The following is a 17,505-nucleotide window of genomic DNA, read 5'->3' as shown; positions in this document are numbered from 1 at the left end:
ATTATAGCCCATATCAGGGAATGCGCAAGCAAATTGAGAAAACTCCTGCCGGAAGTGAAAAAGTTTTGCAGGGTATGCGGTTTCATTTCAAAAGTATGGTAAAATGGTTGCGGGAGCGATGTTTATGAAAGAGTTTTTGTTTGTCGGCCTTGGCGGTGCCATAGGAGCGATGCTGCGCTATGGAATGTCCATGGTGCCTGTAAAAAGTGAGTTTCCGTATATGACACTTCTTATCAATTTTCTCGGTGCGGTAGCAATCGGGATACTGGCAGCCCTGAGCATGAGGCAGTCATTGTTAACGGAGCACAGTCTTTTGTTATTGAAAACCGGTGTGTGCGGGGGATTCACCACCTTCTCCACCTTTTCCCTGGAGGCGGTTTCCCTGCTGGAGCAGCATAAAACAGGGATGGGAATCACCTATATTCTTTCCTCCGTTCTTTTATGCCTGCTTGGAGTGCTGCTTGGCAAAGCAATGCTTCATCCTCTTTAATATGCGGAAGACGAAAAATCCTGCTAAGCAAAAAAAGGTCTGTATGCGTTGAGATATTCTCTGCATACAGCCTTTTTTCATTCCATACCGGATTATCCGAAAAGCTTACACAAGCCAGCAGCGTGCATATCGGGAAGGGTCTGCTATGAATAGGCTAACACTCTCCCTGTTCTGCAATCAGACGCTGAAATTCATCCATCGGCATCGGACGATAATAATAGAATCCCTGAATCATATCACAGCCATGCTGGCGCATATGCTCTGCCACAGTCTCATCCTCAACTCCCTCTGCCACGATCTGTACAGGAAAATGATGCAGTATATCCAGCAGACCATCCACAATCAGAAAATTATCGATATCCCTGTATGGATTCTGAAAAAGGGAACGATCCAGCTTAATGATATCGATGGGAACCCTGGCAAGGACACTCATGGAGGAATAGCCGCTGCCAAAATCATCCAGCGCACAGCGAAATCCTGCCTTATGTATTGTATCCACCACCTTGATCAGCTTATCGGAATTATCCATGCTTATGCTTTCCAGCAATTCAAATTCGATGTACTCCTTCGGTATGTCAAACTGCTGAAACACTTTCATATATTCCTGCATGAACGGCTCATCCTCAAAGCTTGCCTTGGAAAGGTTAAAGCTGATGGGAACCATCTTCATCCCCTTTTGTATGCTCTCCTGTATCATTTTGCATACCAGCTCAAACACCATTTGATCTACATAACGGATGTAGCTGTTTTCATTCAGCACCGGCAGAAACAATGAAAGAGGAATCATTGTACCATCTTCATCAAACCAGCGCAGCAATGCTTCTCCTCCGCATATTTTCAGGGTTTTGGCATCAACCTTAGGCTGAATATAAACCGCATAGGTTTCCTTGCGGCAGGCCTCGACTGTCTTCACCTCAAGCTGCGATCGCATTTGAAATTCCTGCAGCTGTTTTCTGGTAAAAAACTTAAAATCCGAGCTTTTCTTTTCATGCTCATTTGATGTTATGCGTGCAAGCCATGCATATAAGCAGCAGGTTTCAAAATCCGCCTCCGGGAAATCCCGCAGACGACACACCCCCATGGAAAAAAACACTTTGTTGAAAAAACGAGAATCCTTCAGCTCATAGCCCTCGTAGTCTCTTTGAATAAGCTCATCAATAATCTTCTTTTTTCGCCACTCATGAATGAGGAATATGAAATCATCCCCACCTGTATACAGCAGATACTGTCCTTTCTTCAATCCCTTTGTGAAAGTCTTCAGAATCTGTTGAAGCAGCTCCTCCCCTGTTTCATGGTCATATCGGCCAAGAAAATATCGAAATTTCTTAACATTAAAATGCAGAAGAGAATATTCCTCGCGCGGCTGCAGCTGAGAAAAAACAGCCTGTAGCTCTGAACGATTGTACAGCACCGTACCATTGTTGTCAGTCTTCATAATATTTGACCCTTTTTTCCTTTATCTGTTTTATTTTACCACACTTTATTCATAAGATAACAGGAAAGTTTCCATCTATCGGCTGTTTCCATTGCCCGTTTGTAGCAAGGGTGACATGGAAGCAGGCTGCAGATGCGGATATCCGAAAGCGAACACGATTGTTATCATCATGCGGCGTAACAGCATTTCGTTCAGCTGTAAGGTTTTGGCCTGAAAGCATACATAAAAAGCAGAAAAAGGTGCACCGTTTGCTTTAGGAATATGCACCTGGGTAACAGCATGATGGATGATACAGCTTTGTGAATTGCCGTCAGCTATAATATAAAGCAAGCGGCTTCTAATGCATGCCTGCGCGCTCATTAAAACGTTTTGTTCGTGTTCAGATACACGTAGCTGGACCTGCTTCGCCTCTTACCACGATAGCTTTACCATAATTTAGATCCACTACGTTCCCAGTGCCTCTACGAATCGCTCTCGCTCTGGCATACTTGGATATACTTTTCGGATGATATTGCTTGCTTTATTGAGATTGGCATTCATTAGACCTCTTTTCCAGCTTATGCTTGTTTGTTCGCAGTTCAGTATTTACAGTATTTACAGCATTTCACCTGTGGTTGGAACGTTATGGAAGAGACTTCGCTGTTGGCAGCTGCCTCTGTCTTTTGGTGCCTGCTGATTTCACATACAGGAAAATAATCCCTCCTGCAATGAGCTGGATGTGATACGTTGCCACACGCCATAATATCATAACACTGCTCGCTTCTGTTCTACCAAACAGAACTGCAAATATCAGAATAAATGCGCTTTCTGTCCATCCGGTATCTCCGGGAAGAGGCGTTAAGGCATTCAGCATATGGATACACGCAGACATCAGCAAAACATTGATCAAATCAGAAAGGGACAAGGGTACCTGCAGCGCCAATGCCGCCACATAGGGAATTGCATAGAAAATTGTCATACGCAGAAAATTCAGAAGAACAGCCTCCACAATCATGCGGCGGTCCTCCTTCAGCTTTTTGATTTCCTCATTAAAGTATAAAATCTGTCCCTGCCATTTTTCCAGTGTATACGCCTTATTCTTCACAATATGAAAACGAAAGCCGACATTGACAATTCCACGGCTGATTTTCACATACAGCTTTGGAAATCTGGCCATCGTCCATAAAATCAGTATGACAGAGGCATTGATGGCAAAGCCAAGCAGCACCAGAAAAAAATAGATCTGAAAATGTTCCATTGCATAGGAAAACCGTGTAAGCAGCAGTATGCTCACATAAAACAGGACTGTACTCTGATAAAGGAAGAAGTCCTTCCAAAGTACACTGGCGATATCACTGTACTGCATATCCAGCTTACGAAATGCATAGGTCTGAGCCACCTGTCCTCCGCCCAACGGGGTAACACCGTTGAAAAAAGCTGCAATATACGCATTGTGTATTCCGTCCCATATGCGGATATCCGTTTTATAGGGTTTTGCTATCCTGTATAAGACGATTCCCTGAAGCAGATAATAAGCGGTGCCCAGTACCGCAATAAGCACAATCCAATACCAGGATATATGAAAAATATTATATAAAACCTCTGCACAATCATCCTTTAACGCAAACCAGCAGGCAAAGGCTGTCAGTGACAGAAGCAATAGAATCTGTAGGATTCGTTTTTTCCAGGTAGTCTGCATAAAACACCCCGCTTTCTAAGCTCTCGAGTAAGTATAGCAGTTAAATCTTAACTTTCTCTAAATATTTTCATATCATTCTTCAAATCTTTTTCTACACATGCTTCCTTTATTCTGATATTTCCTGTACCTTAAAAAGGTATGCAGCAGCTTGCTTCTTTATAGCAGAATACGAATTTCTTCTATTGAAATATACGAAAGCATCAAGGAAATCATGCAGAATGCCCTGTAATCCACCTCCTGTTTTTCCTATATGAAACACTGGTTTGCTTATTGCAATCCCAATCCATATGCTATAATGGAGAAAAGGCTTAAACATGCAACGTGAACATTCTAATTCCATTTGCAGGCTGGCAGAAAGCAGGTGCGTTTGCATAACCTCCATAATGGGGAGTTGTATCTACTTCCATTATGCAGACTGTCAGAAAGCGGGAATAGACTGTTAGAACGACAAAATAGACAAGCTCCAATCATTGTAGGAATCGACATGATTTTCTATACGTGTTATTTGGTATGAGAGTCTTCACCTGTAAGAAAGGACATGATCATATGCTGCTGGATATATGTAAAGAACACAGAAAACGCTATGGCTGGCTGATTCGGCAAAAAAGAATAGCACTCGGCTATACCCAAAAGGAGCTTGTCGAAACACTGGGTCATGCTGTTTCACTTCGCAGCTACATTGCCTTGGAAAACGGAAAAGCGCTGCAGGATATGGATATCTATGATCAGTTGTTTGCCCTGCTTGATCTGCAGTATAATTATGCATGCAATCCTGATCCCCTGCTGACGCCTTTTCTGCAGAAGCTCTTTGAAAGCTGGAACGCTTATGAGGAGGAGGCATGCTGTAGCTGTATCCGGGAGCTGCTGCAGCTTCTTTCCCCCTATAGACAATACAGCTGGGAGAGCGTGGTTTTAAAAAGTCTTTCCATCCTGCTGGATGCTTTGAAAAAGGACAGATTGCTGAAGTCAGAGGAATATGACTGGCTGATGCAGTTTCATAGCGTATTGCCAAGAGAATTGGAATCTGTGTATGCCTCCATCCTTTATCACTATCAATATACCCTTCCCCATGATCGAAATCAGCTGCGCAATCTGCTGACCATATTTCCTATGCTTTCTCATCCCGATTCTGTGAAAAACTGTATTACCTATGCGCTTCATCAGACAAATCTGGAGCATAATGACCTGCCTGCGTGGAGGCAGCTGCAGAAATTTACAAAGAAGGAGGAGCACAGCGGAAACTGGACAGCATTGTTTGATCTGTATCACTGGCTTTGCCTGATCAGTGCCCGCATTCATGTACCTGCCTTTGAGGACCTGCACAGGATGTGTGAAAAGCTGCTGCTGGAGCATACGATCAAGGCAGAGCGCAGAATCACCTATTATTTCAATCTCTCGGGTGTTTATCATAACCAGAAGGAGTATGAGAAGGAGGAATATTATCTTTGCCTGTTTCTGAAAAATCATACCCGCCAGCTTCTGCCATTCATGTTTTGGTATATTCACAATCAGCGGCTTCAAGGGAAAGGAATTGAAAAGGTTCTTGCGCAATCCTATGATATGCGTGACTGCAGTGAACGTCTGCAGACTCTGTGGGGGTTTTATGAACTGCTGCCTCATGCGGATGCGCGGACTGCCCAGAATTATCTTATGAAGCGATGTCTGCCATTGATGAATGATCTCGCAGTGGAATTTCAAATCGTTTTTCTTCATGAGCTTCAACTTTTGATTCCCAAAACCAGAAATTACAAGGATCTGCATCTTTATATGAAACAGCTGCAGCTGTAATCAAATTCCCTACACAGCTTACTTGAAGATTTTAATACATTGATATTGCAACAGCCTTGAAGTTCCCTTTTCTGATAAAGTGTTTCTGCACCTGATAAAGAATTCATCAGCTTAACACCTCTTTTCTCAGCAATCTGCAGATTTTCCATATCGGTGTACGGTTTCCTGTATACTATTGGAAACGAAAGGAGGTAGTGATTATGGAATTACAGGAATTGTATGAACACTTTGAGGAGGAAAAAAGACTCTTTCACGGTTATGCAAGTCAGGTTGAGTACCTGACAACCATGCACTATATTCATCAATATGCAAATACACAGGCGCAGATTCTGGAAATCGGTGCAGGCTGTGGTGCATATTCTCTCGCCTTAGCGAAGGAGGGGTATTCCCTTACTGCGGTGGAACCGGTTAAAAAGCATGTTCAGATTATGGAAAGCAGAAAAACAAGGGATATGGATATCACCATTCTGGAATGTGATGCCGCACACCTGCCGGAGGACTGGAATTCAAAGTTTGACATGGTTCTCTGCTTCGGTCCCCTGTATCACCTTTCGAAAACACAGGAGCAGCTACAGGCTATCGAGGCAGCCTGCCGGGTATGCAAAAACAAGGGCATCCTGATGTTTGCCTATATTCCACACGATATGGTAATGGCAACGGAAACCATGCATGTGGAGGGATTCCTTACGGGAGATGAATTTGATGCGAAAACCCTGCAGCTTCACAATGACCCGTTTGTGTTTCATGACGAGCAAAGCATAGATGAGCTGTTTCATCCCTTTCCCTTAGAAAAGCTGAAGCATGTTGCGGCAGACGGTCTTGCGGAATTGATGAGTGAGCGTATCAATCGCTTTACTGCAGAGGAATTTCAGGTATGGATGCGATACCATTTCAAAACATGTGAAAAACCATCCTTTTTGGGACACAGCAATCACAATCTTTTCATTGCACGAAAAAACAGCCGTTAATCTTTTCTGTTTGAATCCATACAGGAATGGATGCCATCAGGCAGTGCAACCCGTGCCCGTCAGGTTGCCTGATAGAAAAAGCTAATATGGCTACCCCTGCATGCTGTCGCATGCTTTCACAGGAACATTCCCGCCACAAAAGCGACTTTTCGAGCGGTTGTTTTTACATACCTTCATTTTGAGCTATCAAAAGCAATGCTATGTATGCGACTGCATCGGTAATGTAAATCGGTAGATGCTAACAGATTTACAGCTTCTTGAAAATTCAATTACATCTGTCGTCCATATTCTGTATAATGAGAGCGTGGCAGCTTTTAAAGGAGATGGTTCTGTCCGGCGCACTTGACGCTGTTGAAGGCGTAATGAAGTGAAACGTGGAAAAGTAGAAAATGATCAGAAAGCAGATATAAAACAGCCTGTATCAGACAGGGTTTATATCGTGGTCATTGTATCAGCTACTTCCACAGAAATGTTTATAACAGCCTGTGGGATATCCACAGGCTTTTCGTAAGCTGCCATCAGGAAAAGAAAGGACAGAACAAATGAAAAAACTATTTACCATGGCAATGCAAAAACCGGCATTGTATGAAACAAGCAAGGACAATATCTGGAGTGATCCGCATACGGTAAAACGTATGCTGAAAGCACATCTGGATACTACCGAGGACTCCGCAACTCGTAGGATCGAAACCGTGGAAAAAGCCATCGACTGGATAAGCAGGCAGTTTCCAGCGGAAAGATATCCGACACTACTAGACCTTGGCTGCGGACCCGGTATTTATACGGAGCGCTTCTGCAAAAAGGGATATGCAGTCACCGGTGTGGATTTTTCCGAGCATTCGATTACCTATGCAATGCATTCTGCCAGACAGCAGCAGCTTTCCATACACTATCTGTGCGCTGATTATACACAGCTGCACATGAACAGCAGATTTCACATCATCACCCTGATTTACTGTGATTTTGGTGTATTGTCTGCTATGGACAGAAAAAAACTGCTGGCTTCCGTTTACAGCTGGTTACAGCCGGAGGGCGTCCTGCTTTTTGATGTATTTCTTCCTTCCCGCTACGACGGAGTACCTGAATCTAAAACATGGGAAATTACAGAGGATGGCTTCTGGGCGGATGAGCGATGCCTGACTCTGCATGATGTTTTTCGCTATGAGGAAGACAATACTGTTTTGAACCGATATATCGCGATAACAGAGGATGATATCCGTCAGTTTCATGTATGGGAGCATACCTTTACGAAAGCAGAGCTGCAGGAAGCACTGCAGGAGGCAGGCTTTACAAGCATAGCATTCTTCCGTGATATGAACGGAAATCCATGTGGTGATTATGATCAGACAATGTGTATCGCCGCCTGTAAAAGCAGAACTGACGCAACGGATATAGGCAGTGATGGCTGATTGCGGCAGATAATTTACGAAATCTCCATTCAGATATAGCTAGCAGGAAATGACACAAGGCTCTCTTTCATGGGAGCCTTTTTTTGAATAGAGATTTCCAGGGACTGTGCATTCATGTATTCATAAGTATCGCTTTATTCGCATAAGCAGCTGAGGAACAAAAAAAAGCCGCTCTTTGGATGTGAAGAGCAGCACCATCGGGAGTTTATAGAGAAGATTGATGGCATGGTTATTGTATCACCTTTTTTTGTATATGCAAACTTATTTGCTCACAGTAATATTGTGATACTCATATGATTGTTCGCTGTCATAGATTGAAAGTAAGCTGTTCAGCAGCGATATATTCACTATGCCCATGGTATGAAGGGAAGTGCTTTGATACGCAGTTGTATTTCCCTATGAAGGTTTGCTGGCTACCAGGTGCTGTAGCTATGAATAAGCAGTATGCCATACCCTTTTAGGATTTCAGGAGTTGTGTCGCAATATGCAAAAAGCGATGTGCATGATCAATGATATTGCAGAGACGGCAACCTGAGAAATGGATGGATCAGATGCCGCGGTTCCTGTAATTTTTACGATTTTCTTATTGCCATAAATCTTTTTCTGTGATAATATAATAAAGCGTTAAAGCCTAGGGGTATAGTACAATGGTAGTATAACGGTCTCCAAAACCGCTGATGGGAGTTCGATCCTCTCTACCCCTGCCAGTTTACATCTTCAGATGCTCATTCGAGCATCTTTTTTTTCATCATCTTTGGGAAATACAGGAGGATCATAGGCAGCTGTACCTTTTTCTGATACAATCTATACAGGTGATGTATATGATTGAGCTTCCTGAAGCAAGAACAATAGCAGCAGATTTACGTAAAGAGGTTCTTGGAAAAACTATTCAAAGTGTGTCCGGAAATTTCACGGATCACAAATTCACGTTTTATTATGGTAATCCGGATACCTATCACGATCGACTGAAAAACAAAGCCGTAACCGCTGTAGTAGAGCGCAGCTTCTATGTGGAACTGGAGATTGAGGATGAGGTGCTGACCTTTCGTGATGGAGCAAATATCCGCTGGTTTGCAAAACCACAGCAATTCAAAAAAAGCAAGCTGCTGCTTATGTTTACAGATGGAAGCTGTCTGCACGTTACGACCTCCATGTATGCGGCAATACATGTTTTTCCAAAGACTGAGGGTGCACAGGATGCCTATTATGAGGCAGAGCTGAAAAGCTGTTCTTTGCTGGACGAGTGCTTCACGTACGACAATTTTTTAAGCAAGCTGCATCATGAAACAGAAAAGCTGAGTGTGAAAGCCTTTCTGGCGACAAAGCAGAGGTTTATAGGAATCGGAAACGGTGTCTGTCAGGATATCCTGTTTTATGCGGGACTGCATCCGAAACGGAAAATGAATACACTGACAAAGGATGAAATAAACACATTGTTTTTCTCAATGAAGCAGACGCTGCAGCAGATGGTACAGGAAGGCGGCAGGGATAGTGAGAAGAACATTTATGGTGAAAAGGGCGGGTATCACTGTGTCATGTCGGCAGGGCATTATAAGGATGGCTGCCCGAAATGCGGAGGCAGAATTCAGAAAGAGCAATATCTGGGGGGAAGTATTTATTACTGTCCACATTGCCAGAAATAAGAAAGCCGCCGGATGTAACGGACACCGGCGGTTTCTTTGTGGATTCCATATCCAGAATTATGGAATTAAATGAATATGCCACAGTATACAGGTAGTATGTGGCTGTAAGAACTATATCATAGGTACGAAAAGGCAATCTAAACAAAATGTAAAGCTTTTATAACAGAAGTGAACTGGCAAGCTTCCTATATGTGCAGTATCTGCTCTCTTCGCCCTTCAGATTCTTTGTATAGCATAAAACACGCATGCTCTTCACAAGGTTCTTTCTCGATTGTGGGTAAACTTAACATAGGGAGACTTCCATACGATTGCAGTTATCAATAGAAGTTGAAGTCTCCCTTTTGCAAACACCCTAAAGTAAGAAAGAACCCTTCACAATTTCATGCGTGTTTTTTCTTGCGTATATCACTGTCAATAATTCTCATCTGTCCACTGTGATTTCAAATACTTCAGAAGACCACTGCAGCCTTCCATCACATCGGTAAACGTAGCATCAAAGTTACCAGTATACCATGGATCGGCAATTGCGCCCGGGCGGCTTGTAAAGTCAAGCAGCAGATACAGCTTATGCTTTGGATCACCATGAACAATACGTTCCATGTTTCTCATGTTTGCGCCATCCATACCAATCAAATAATCGTATTTTTTATAATCTGCTTCACACATCTGTACAGCCCTGTGATTTCCCACCGGTATTCCTTCTTCACGCAGCTTACGGCGTGTTCCATAATGAACTCCGTTTCCGATTTCTTCGCGGCTTGTGCCGGCGGATGAAATATAAAATCTGTCCTGCATTCCTTCTTTTTTCACCAAATCCTTCATAACATATTCCGCCATTGTGGATCGACAGATATTGCCGTGGCAAATGAATAGTATTTTTATCATGTGCTCATATCTCCATTTAAGTCTTATGTTTCTTTCCAAACGCTTGATATTTCAGGGTTTTCCGTTTTTCAAGGTATCCTCTCATATCTTTTCGTGTTTTCTCATGTCTTTCCCTGCAATCCTTGTAAATCCATCGGTAAAGCAAGCATCCTTACCAACGGGCTTTTTTAATCCTTCGCTATCCGATATACTTCTTCCTCTGCATATCGAAATTCACATGGGTGTATGTGTTCAAGGCTACACTGATGTCTGCGTGACCCAGAATATACTGCAAGGTTTCGAATCTATCTCGAATTTTGTCAAATAGATCTATTTGCTGTTTCCGGGTATTCGCTTCTCTGGTAACAGAATCATTGACATTGGCAGATGCCAGTTCAATGGATTTTTGCGAAGAAAATCATCGTCCACTGCTATCTGAGCGATTCTTTATCATTTCATCTTTCTATTCAGTCATAAATCCGAAATTCATATCCGTCTTCCGGTTCACCTATGGGATATCCCAGGATTTTCTCTGCTCTGCGCTGAAACTGCGCAAACCACGCATCCCATTCCTCCTGTGGAAGCTCTGCGTAAAACTGCAGACCACTGGTCTCCAAAGAAGCCTCAATCAGCTTTCCGTCACATCCATACCATTGCGGACAGCCATCACTAAAGCCCCGATAATGCGGCAGCTGTGCAAACATTTCTACCAGCTCATTCCATAAGTTTTCCGGTATGGAATAATGTATATTCAGATTATGATTATGTATGTCCATGTATGCTTCTCCTTGTTAACATTTACGTAATCGAATGCTACGCTCACTTATAATGCCTTCCATTTCATCATCGCCTCATATTCTTTGCCAACCTTGTGCAGAATATCGACACATCCACAGCTGCTGTATCGTTGCAGCGTCTCTGCATCAAAAAATGAATTGAAGCTTCCATAGAAGACATCTGCAATGCTATCGTTCATATAAGATAGCGTGTCAGTCCGTCGAATCAGAAATATCCGTTTGATATTTGGTCGTATATGCCTGTTCACAAATCCCCCTGCGGCAACGATTTGCAGTGACCTGGAAAGAATTTCATCGCCCTGATGCTCCTGTGAAGTTTCATGAATCCGCGAATCATGCATCTCTTTCCTATCCGGACTACCTGCTACCGTCCATGGTATCATGAAAAGCACAGATTGACAAATCCCTTTCTATAGATTTTTCAGTTTTTCCATTATTTCAGCATATTCCTTCTCCAGTACTTCCCGATCACCTGATGCCTGTATGAGTCGATGTGCCACCTCACTTCTGCGCATATCCAGAATCATTCGCTTTGTCGCTATATCCGGATCGATTTGTCCCTGCTTTTTACTGCATGACTTCACACAGTCCTGCGGCATGTACAGCGTATGCTCGCGAAGCTCCCATACCTCAGTTGCGACCTCTTTGATAAATGCCGCATCATGAGATACAAACAATACACTTCCCTCATAATTTTGCAGCAGCTTTGTGATACAGCGAATGGAAGGAAGATCGAGATAATTTGTCGGCTCATCCAGAAGCAGCAGATTGCTGGAACCTACCATCAGCTTCGCAAAGCCAAGCCGCATCCGCTCTCCACCGCTTAACACAGCTACCGGCTTTTTCAAATCCTGTTGTTGAAATAACAACCGATCCAGAATTGTGCGCACGACATGCTCCCCCTGCACACTATCCGCCATGGCATTCTCATATACACTTTGCTCATCCTTCAAATTCTCAAACTGCTGAAACAATCTGCCAATCTTCACCTTTGGTGCCTTCCATATCGCAGGATTTCCCTGTACAATCGCTTGCAGCAGCGTTGTTTTGCCACAGCCGTTTTCTCCAACAAGAGCTACTCTACTGTGATTTTTCATAAAGAAATGCACATTCTTTAGCACATTGTGCCTTCCATAGGAAACACTTAGTCCTTCTGCTTTCAACAGCCATTTTCCTTTTGGCAGATCCAGCGCCTGTACATCCATCACAATTGCTTCTTCCTCTTTTAACACCTCAACCTTTTCCAAATGCTCCATACGGCTTGCAATCGCATCCGCCTGCCGATACATCGCCTTACTGATACCGTCCTTGGACTTTCGAAGCGCGACCTTTCCCCGCATTTTACGTTCACTGTTTGAAACATTTCGCGGCTTCCGCTTCGCCTTTTGTGCCTGCTTTATTTTTTGCTCATACGCCTTTTGCAGCTGGTGACGCTGCTTCTCGATTGTATAGTAACGGTGCTGCAGATATTTTCTATGTTCCTCTTTCTGATAAAGATAGCTTTCATAATTACCTTCATATATGTGCAGCCTGCCATCCTTAATTTCAATGATCTGGTTGCATACCTCCTGTAACAGGGAACGCTCATGCGTAACCAGTACAAAGGAATCCATATTCTGCAGGGCTTTTTTCACAAAGGCAATTCCCTGCTGATCCAGATTGCTTGTCGGCTCGTCCAGAAGATACAGATGACAGGGTGTGCTCAGTGCTTTTGACAACCGCAGCCTCTGCTGTTCCCCACCGCTTACCTGTTTCTTCGATTGCAGATGAGAAACAGATAATTCCCTCAGTAGTCTTCCATCCCCATAAGAAACCTGTTGTGACAGCTGTTCAAAATAGGAAAGCGTACAAAATCTACGTACAACACCTTCTTCAACCACACACACTCCCTGTAAAATCCGCAAAAGTGTGGTTTTTCCGCATCCGTTTGCGCCAATCAGTCCAATCCGCTGACCCTGATGAATCTGCCATACCGGTATATGAAGCAGTTCTTTATCATGAAACCTTTTTATTACATGCTGTAATTCCAGCAGCATAGAATCCCTCCCTATGAGCGGGTGGATTATCATATATAAAAAATCTATGCTCGATATCTATCTTACCTGCATTCTACATGCATTGAAGTATAAGAAAAGAACAGATTGATAAAAAAACACAATGATAATTTAACCCACAGTCCGCAAAACAGTACATACGCTATGGTATGTCTGCTAGTTTTCACGTTTTTGTAAATTAGATTATCAAATTCTCATCGCAGCTGTTCCTCTGTCTTTCTATATCCTTTACTTAATATTATACGTTAGGACACTGATACGTCAAGTGATTTTTTAGAGACTCCTTTTCAGTGCTTCTTTTTATGCAAAGAATATCCGACTTTCATTTTCTTGAATCGTCTGTAATATCAATTTTTTCATAGTTGGTATGCTGAAGGTAAAAGCCTAACATTATAGTATCAGAATAGTACTATCTACAAGAAATATAGAGGAATATATCATTCATACTTATGAAATAACGAAAAGTTTATTAGCATGCTATCCTCACACAGTATATACATGCTTCATACTGTAAACAGCAGCTTTGACTTACCTTTGTGTAATCTCGTCTTAGTCATTTGATCCTTTATGTATATCCGGTACCTTCAGCAACTGTTGCCTTACAACATTTTTTTCGCAGACACAGTCTGAATGCAAGCAGCAGGCGTATTTTTACAAACACTGAACGGTATACATATCTTCTCTTTATGGAAAAACATTTCATATACAGGGACAAATTACGTGAAAAAGATGGTACAATAATAAGATGAAAGCAGGGGTGTATGTATGGAGTTTACCAATGCACAAATCCGGGATTTTGCCGGAAGTGATGAACAATATGAAAAAGCGAAAAGACTGGTGGATGAGCAGAGAATCGTATCTCTGGATATCGATGATTTTTCTTCCAGGGAAATCATCATGATCAACGCTACCATTAAGGATGGAAAGAACTACCGGGAAGTCAACATGTCCATCGACAAGGATGATGTAACGGTGCGCGCACATTTATGCAGCTGTCCGCAGCATGGGAAAGATACATTGTCATGTGAGCACTGTACGGCTGTTTTAATAAAGCTGAATGAGGAGCATGAAAAGAAGCAGAAGGAGACGGATGCACATACCGCAGTTCAGCAGCATGACAGCTACGCCATTTCCCTTATGAATGCCTATGAGGAACAAATCATCTATTCCTCGCTGGCTATGAATCTGAAGCAGGCGGTACATATCGAGCCTGTTTTGGAGATTCGTCAGCGAACTATCCTGGCACTGACACTGAAGGTGGGGAATGCAAAGCGCTATATCGTAAAGGATATTGCGCAGTTTCTTGACGATATCCGCCACAATGTGAAAAAAAGCTATGGCAAGGAGCTGGAGTTTCTGCATAACCGCTTAAGCTTTGATGAAGAAAGTCAGAAGCTGCTTGACTTTATGCTGCGCCATGAGCATGATGTCCTCTATTTCCAGAACCGCCATGCACTGGAGCGCTGTCCGCAGGCACGTAACCTGTGTATGACACCGGATGCGCTTGATGAATTTTTCCAGCTGTACGCCGGTGAGGATATCATGCATCGCATGAAGGAAAAAATGCTGATCAACATGCGCTTTCTGGATGAAAATCCAAAGCTTACCATGGAAGTTAAAAAACAGGAGGATGACTCCTATGAAATCGCCTTGAGCTCTTTGAGCTATCGCATATTTGAAGGCCGCAGCCATGTATATTTGTTAATGGATCATATTTTGTACCGCTGTGATACCGCTTATTCCAAAGCCTGCAGCCGCCTGCTGCAGACATATCTGGAAAAGAAAAAACCACTGCTGTTAAGCAGTGAACTCATGCCCACCTTTTATAATAATGTCATTATGAATACACGCCGGTATATTCCGCTGAGAGGTGTGGATATTTCTGCCTTTGCACCGCTTCCTCTGGAATGCCGTCTGTATATCGATATGCCCAAGCACAATGTGATTTCCGCACGCCTGATGTACTGCTATGGAAATGAGGAATACAACGCTTTCAGCACAAGTGCCCTGTCCACCTCCAGAAATTTCAATGATGAAATTGCGACACGGCTTGTCTTTACCCGTTACATGACCCGAATCGATGCAGTGGACGGCATTGCCTATATCGAGCATTCGCAGGATGCCATGTATGAATTTCTGAATCAGGGGTTGAAGGAGCTTGGCAATACCTGTGAGATATTTGCTACAGATAAATTTAAAAAGCTGCAGATCAAGGAGAGTGTCAATATCTCCATGGGTGTCCGCATTGAAAGTGATTTGCTGGAAATTAATTTTGATACCTACGATTTCCCTGTTAATGAGCTGCAGGAGGTCCTTGCCTCTTATCGTATGAATAAGAAGTATTACCGTATGAAAAACGGCTCCTTTGTCAATATCGAGGATAGTGCACTGCAGGAGCTCAGTGCAATTCTGGATGGTATGCACGTGAGTGAAAAGGAAATCAGCAGCGGTGTGATCAAGGTTCCCAAATATCGTTCTCTGTATATTGACAACAGTCTGAAGGACAGCGATATGATCAAGGTCGACCGGGATTCCTCCTTCAAGGATATTATTCGCGGCATCCGCAATGTCAAGGACAGTGACTTTGCAGTCCCTCCAGCGCTGAAGTCAACACTGCGTAATTATCAGAAAACCGGCTTTCGCTGGATGAAAACCATGGCTGCCTATGGCTTTAGCGGTATACTGGCAGATGATATGGGTATCGGTAAAACCCTGCAGGTGATCACGCTGCTGGAGGATGAACGGCTGCAGCGCAAAGATTCTTTGTCACTGGTCGTTTGCCCGTCTTCGCTGATACTCAACTGGCAAAGTGAAATTGAGAAATTTTCCAAGACGCTGACGAGCATCATTATCAGCGGCTCCAGTGATGAGCGAAAGGTACAAATCCGCAGCTGTAAGGACTATGATGTCGTTATCACCTCCTATGATTATTTAAAACGGGATATTGAAGCCTACGAGGACTTTACCTTCCAGTATCAGATTATCGATGAAGCGCAGTATATCAAAAACCACAACACCAAGAATGCCATCAGCGTAAAGCAGATACAGGCCCGCCATCGGTTCGCCCTGACCGGAACACCGATTGAAAATTCACTGGCAGAGCTGTGGAGCATCTTTGATTTCCTAATGCCCGGCTATCTGTATACCTATTCCTATTTCAAAAAGCAGTATGAGCAGCCCATCGTCAAGGAAAACGATATGGGAATGCTGAAGGAGCTGAAACGTATGGTTGAACCATTTATCCTGCGGCGTGTGAAGAAGGATGTCCTCAAGGAACTGCCGGAAAAGGTGGAAAACACCGTGCTGATTGAGCTGGATGAAGAAACAAGAAAATTATATATGGCCAATGTATCCCTCATACGGGATGACCTTAACAAAAGCTTTAAGGAAAAAGGCTTCGCAAACAGTAAAATCATGATTCTCAGTATGCTGACCAGACTGCGTCAGCTGTGCTGTGATCCGCGCCTGCTGTATGAAAATTATAACGGTATCGGTGCCAAAATCAGTGCCTGTATGGAGTTTATTGAAAGCTGCCGGGAATCCGGAAAAAAGGTTCTCCTGTTCTCACAGTTCACCTCGCTTCTTTCGCTGCTGGAAAAGGAGCTGATACGCCAGGATATCCCTTACTATCTGTTGAAGGGAAGCACACCGAAGCTGCAGCGGCAGCAGCTGGTAAACAGCTTTAACAGTGATGATACCCCCATCTTCCTGATATCCCTGAAGGCAGGCGGTACCGGCTTAAATCTGACAAGTGCGGAAGTCGTTATCCATTTTGATCCATGGTGGAACGTTTCTGCACAGAATCAGGCAACGGATCGCGCCTACCGCATCGGTCAGCATAACAATGTACAGGTTGTCAAGCTGATAGCAAAGGATACCATCGAGGAGAAAATCATGCAGCTGCAGAGTCTGAAGCAGGACCTCAGCGACTCCATTATTCACAATAACGAGGGAATCATCACCAGCATGAGCAAGGAAGAGCTGATGAATTTGTTCTAACGCACTGCCTCTGTCTGACAAGGTCATGTACAAAAATAGAGATACTTACACAAGCTGAATTTCATTGCTATTTTTATAAGGCTGTCTTTTATAACAGCATGGCATAATGCACAGCTGAAGCTATCATAACAAAGACGCATATACATTTGGATACTCCCATGTACTGCGTCTTTTTCTATATCCAACCTTACGATAGACCTCTGAACGCTTTTCACAGCGCAATGGCTGTCTTACTCATTTGCGGAAGAGAAAGACATAGGGAAGCATGCTGGCAGCATATCTTTTCTCCGTTAAGCAAACGATTACAAGTTATTTCTTTCGCTGCTTATAAAAATGAGCGGTTTCTTGCATCTCATTCCCATATCAGCAAAGAAAAACGA

12 protein-coding genes and 1 tRNA gene are annotated in these 17,505 nt (G+C 43.3%); 7 read left to right on the top strand and 6 right to left on the bottom strand.

Annotation, left to right across the window (positions count from 1 at the left end):
• Window positions 1–124: 124 nt before the first annotated feature.
• On the top strand, window positions 125–490 hold the full coding sequence (crcB, locus tag ACG3M1_RS05960; RefSeq protein WP_021419818.1) for a fluoride efflux transporter CrcB: 366 nt from the start codon (window positions 125–127) through the stop codon (window positions 488–490).
• 154 nt (window positions 491–644) lie between these two features.
• Here crcB and ACG3M1_RS05955 read toward each other — a convergent pair whose 3' ends face one another.
• Window positions 645–1,925, bottom strand: a complete 1,281-nt coding sequence (locus ACG3M1_RS05955; protein WP_022300224.1) for an EAL domain-containing protein — start codon at window positions 1,923–1,925, stop codon at window positions 645–647.
• Window positions 1,926–2,547: 622 nt separating this feature from the next.
• Window positions 2,548–3,603 (bottom strand): lysylphosphatidylglycerol synthase transmembrane domain-containing protein, encoded by a 1,056-nt coding sequence (locus tag ACG3M1_RS05950; protein ID WP_009269584.1) that lies wholly within the window; start codon window positions 3,601–3,603, stop codon window positions 2,548–2,550.
• A 546-nt stretch (window positions 3,604–4,149) separates the two neighbouring features.
• Between ACG3M1_RS05950 and ACG3M1_RS05945 the strand changes: the two genes are divergently transcribed.
• From ACG3M1_RS05945 to ACG3M1_RS05925, 5 genes are all read left to right on the top strand, one after another.
• A complete protein-coding gene (locus ACG3M1_RS05945; protein ID WP_008819283.1) occupies window positions 4,150–5,391 on the top strand; it encodes a helix-turn-helix transcriptional regulator in 1,242 nt (413 codons plus the stop codon).
• Between the two features lie 200 nt (window positions 5,392–5,591).
• The gene (locus ACG3M1_RS05940; protein ID WP_009269585.1) at window positions 5,592–6,359 is read left to right on the top strand and encodes a class I SAM-dependent methyltransferase; all 768 of its coding nucleotides are present in this window, start codon (window positions 5,592–5,594) and stop codon (window positions 6,357–6,359) included.
• 542 nt (window positions 6,360–6,901) lie between these two features.
• Window positions 6,902–7,768 carry a class I SAM-dependent methyltransferase gene (locus ACG3M1_RS05935; RefSeq protein ID WP_395815022.1) on the top strand — a complete coding sequence of 289 codons (867 nt, stop codon included), beginning with the start codon at window positions 6,902–6,904 and terminating at the stop codon, window positions 7,766–7,768.
• Window positions 7,769–8,401: 633 nt separating this feature from the next.
• A tRNA-Trp gene (locus ACG3M1_RS05930) sits at window positions 8,402–8,475 on the top strand.
• Between the two features lie 114 nt (window positions 8,476–8,589).
• On the top strand, window positions 8,590–9,411 hold the full coding sequence (locus ACG3M1_RS05925; protein ID WP_009269586.1) for a DNA-formamidopyrimidine glycosylase family protein: 822 nt from the start codon (window positions 8,590–8,592) through the stop codon (window positions 9,409–9,411).
• Between the two features lie 411 nt (window positions 9,412–9,822).
• On the opposite strand, the gene ACG3M1_RS05920 is transcribed toward ACG3M1_RS05925, so the two are convergent.
• The 4 genes from ACG3M1_RS05920 to abc-f form a co-directional block, all read right to left on the bottom strand.
• On the bottom strand, window positions 9,823–10,296 hold the full coding sequence (locus ACG3M1_RS05920) for a low molecular weight protein-tyrosine-phosphatase (RefSeq protein ID WP_009269587.1): 474 nt from the start codon (window positions 10,294–10,296) through the stop codon (window positions 9,823–9,825).
• 446 nt (window positions 10,297–10,742) lie between these two features.
• Window positions 10,743–11,051, bottom strand: a complete 309-nt coding sequence (locus ACG3M1_RS05915; protein WP_008819716.1) for a hypothetical protein — start codon at window positions 11,049–11,051, stop codon at window positions 10,743–10,745.
• 47 nt (window positions 11,052–11,098) lie between these two features.
• Entirely contained in the window at window positions 11,099–11,455 is a 357-nt protein-coding gene (locus ACG3M1_RS05910; protein ID WP_227761327.1) for a hypothetical protein, read from the bottom strand.
• Window positions 11,456–11,482: 27 nt separating this feature from the next.
• Complete coding sequence (abc-f, locus tag ACG3M1_RS05905) at window positions 11,483–13,108, bottom strand: ribosomal protection-like ABC-F family protein (RefSeq protein ID WP_009269589.1); 1,626 nt, start codon at window positions 13,106–13,108, stop codon at window positions 11,483–11,485.
• A gap of 783 nt (window positions 13,109–13,891) precedes the next feature.
• Here abc-f and ACG3M1_RS05900 point away from each other — a divergent pair.
• On the top strand, window positions 13,892–17,125 hold the full coding sequence (locus tag ACG3M1_RS05900; RefSeq protein ID WP_217793559.1) for an SNF2 helicase associated domain-containing protein: 3,234 nt from the start codon (window positions 13,892–13,894) through the stop codon (window positions 17,123–17,125).
• Window positions 17,126–17,505 lie beyond the last annotated feature (380 nt).

This window comes from Clostridium sp. 10cd*, from assembly GCF_044336395.1.
GTDB classification, from domain to species: Bacteria; Bacillota_I; Bacilli_A; order Erysipelotrichales; family Erysipelotrichaceae; genus Clostridium_AQ; species Clostridium_AQ innocuum.
The sequence above is the reverse complement of the archived record's forward strand: the minus strand, read 5'-3'. Positions and strand labels throughout refer to the sequence as shown.